Source organism: Streptomyces sp. NPDC060209 (genome assembly GCF_042728155.1).
Classification (GTDB): Bacteria; Actinomycetota; Actinomycetes; order Streptomycetales; family Streptomycetaceae; genus Streptomyces.
This window is the reverse complement of the sequence record NZ_JBHWZS010000542.1, coordinates 1-2,469: the sequence shown is the minus strand read 5'-3', so window position 1 is coordinate 2,469 and position 2,469 is coordinate 1. Positions and strand designations below refer to the sequence as shown.

The 2,469-nt window shown below is 69.5% G+C and carries 2 protein-coding genes; one reads left to right on the top strand and one right to left on the bottom strand.

The window, feature by feature from the left end:
- Positions 1-9 precede the first annotated feature (9 nt).
- A complete protein-coding gene (locus ACFWFI_RS42390) occupies positions 10-903 on the bottom strand; it encodes an alpha/beta fold hydrolase (protein WP_387401252.1) in 894 nt (297 codons plus the stop codon).
- Between the two features lie 436 nt (positions 904-1,339).
- On the opposite strand from ACFWFI_RS42390, the gene ACFWFI_RS42385 reads away from it, so the two are divergent.
- The gene (locus ACFWFI_RS42385; RefSeq protein ID WP_387401250.1) at positions 1,340-2,425 is read left to right on the top strand and encodes a S1 family peptidase; all 1,086 of its coding nucleotides are present in this window, start codon (positions 1,340-1,342) and stop codon (positions 2,423-2,425) included.
- The last annotated feature ends 44 nt before the right edge of the window (positions 2,426-2,469 follow it).

Below are 2,469 nucleotides of genomic sequence, written 5' to 3'. Positions count from 1 at the left end.
CCTCCGGGATCAGCAGACCGCCGCTTCCCTTGCTTCCCCCTCGTCCAGCAGCCAGTTGAGCACGCTGGGAAGCACGGCCAGCGCGTCGAAGTGCGCCGCCGCCGGTTCCAGTACGGCGGTGGCGCCCGGGATCTGTCCGGCCAGCCAGCGGGAGTGGCCCACGGGGGAGAACACGTCCTTCACGCCGTGCCACAGCATCACAGGACACTTGATGTCGGCGGGGTCGAACCCCCACGGCCGGGAGAACGCGAGCGCGTCGTCGATCCAGCCGTACGCCGACGTGCGCAGCCCTTCGCGGAAGTTGGCGAGCAGCATCGTACGGATCCCGGCGTCGTTGACCACGGTGCGGTCGGAGTCGGTCAGCTCCCGGCGCAGGTCGTCCAGGAGCCGGACCGGGTTCTGCCGGATCTCCTCCGAGCGGCTGATGAAGGACTCGGCCAGCCCGTCCGGATCCGCCGCTGCCCTGGAGTACGCGAGCACGTTCGAAGCGGCCATCCCTTCGAACCAGTCGAGTCCTGCGGCGTCCGGCGGCGCAAGGCTGACCAGAGCGGCGCTACGGGTGACCCGCTCGGGCATCAGCGCGGCGCAGGCCAGAGCGTGCGGAGCGCCGCCCGAGCGGCCGACCACGGCGAAGCGCTCCAGGCCGAGCGAGTCGGCGATCGCCCGTACGTCCTCGGCGACGTCCATCACCCTGCGCCCCGGCAGCCGGTCGGAGCCGCCGTACCCCGGGCGATCGTAGGCGATCAGCTGCATGTTCCGCTGGTAGAGGACCATCCCGCGCGGAGCGGGACCCAGCCGGCTGCCCGGCATCCCGTGCAGGAGGAACACCGGTCTGCCTCGGGGGTCCCCCTGACGCTCGACCATCAGATGCCGTCCGTCCGCCACGCGCACCCGACTTCGCACGCCGCTCCTCCGCTCGGTCACCCCGCTCGGCCCGGGCACCAAGTACCCGGCGTGTACTGCCTGTTCGATGATGACCTATCGGAAGCGATACCGGCACTCCCTGTAGGAATGCGCCGGTGGTGTTCGGGACGTTCGGGGGCATTCGGTGGTGTTCGGCTTCAGGAGTGCCCTCCACAGCATCCGGACTCCAGGAGTCATTACAGGACAGGACTAGTCCTCACCCGCTGCCGACGGCCCGTTGCACCGGGTGTTCGCAATCGGAACCGACGTGGTGGGACGTCCGGCTTGTGAACGCCTCGCGGGTGAACCGTCGTCGTCGTGTGCGCGTCCGGAAGTCGACCTTGTGTGCTATCGGCCGCATCGGAATAGTGGGCGCCTCATCCTCCGTGTTCCGGACACCCCACTTGTCCGTGCACGGCCCCACAGGAGGTCGAAGTTGAAGCACCGACGCATATCCAGGAAGCGCGTGGCGATGGCCGGATCGGCCGTCCTCGCCCTGGTCGCCGCAGGAGTGACGTTCCAGACTGCGAACGCCAGTGACGACGTACCCCAGTTCACCGCGCGTACCCTCAGCGCCCACTCGGCCGGAAGTCTCGCAGCGAGCCTGGACAAGGCCCTGGCCGGCGACACGGCGGGCGCGTACTACGACGCCGAGTCCAAGAACCTCGTCGTCAACGTCGTCGACGAGACGGCGGCCGAGCAGGTCCGTCAGGCCGGCGGCAAGGCCAGACTCGTACAGCACACGCTCGCCGAGCTGACGACTGCCCGGCAGACCCTCACCGACAAGGCCACCATCCCCGGCACCTCCTGGGCCGTCGACCCGGTCAGCAACAAGGTGGTCGTCACGGCCGACCGCACGGTCGAGGGCGCGGCCTGGGACAAGCTCAGCAAGGTGGTCGAAGGGCTCGGCGCCAAGGCCGAACTCAACAAGTCCGCAGGGGAGTTCAAGCCGCTGATCGCAGGCGGCGACGCGATCTGGGGCAACGGCGGACGCTGCTCGCTGGGCTTCAACGTGGTCAAGGGCGGCGAGCCGTACTTCCTGACCGCCGGCCACTGCACCGAGTCGATCACCAGCTGGTCCGACGCGCAGGGCGGCGCGGAGATCGGCGCCAACGAGGGCTCCAGCTTCCCGGACAACGACTACGGCCTGGTCAAGTACACGTCCGACGTGGAGCACCCCAGCGAGGTGGACCTCTACGACGGCTCCACCCAGGCGATCACCAAGGCGGGCGACGCGACCGTCGGCATGTCGGTGACCCGCAGCGGCTCCACCACCCAGGTCCACGACGGTGAGGTCACCGCACTGGACGCCACGGTCAACTACGGCAACGGCGACATCGTCAACGGCCTCATCCAGACCACGGTCTGCGCGGAGCCGGGCGACAGCGGCGGCTCGCTCTTCTCGGGCGACACCGCGATCGGCCTGACCTCGGGCGGCAGCGGCGACTGCTCCGCCGGCGGCGAGACGTTCTTCCAGCCGGTGCCCGAGGCGCTGGCGGCATTCGGCGCCGAGATCGGCTGACGCCTGCTCCTGTGATGAGCCACGGCCCGCTCGCCTCACTGAGG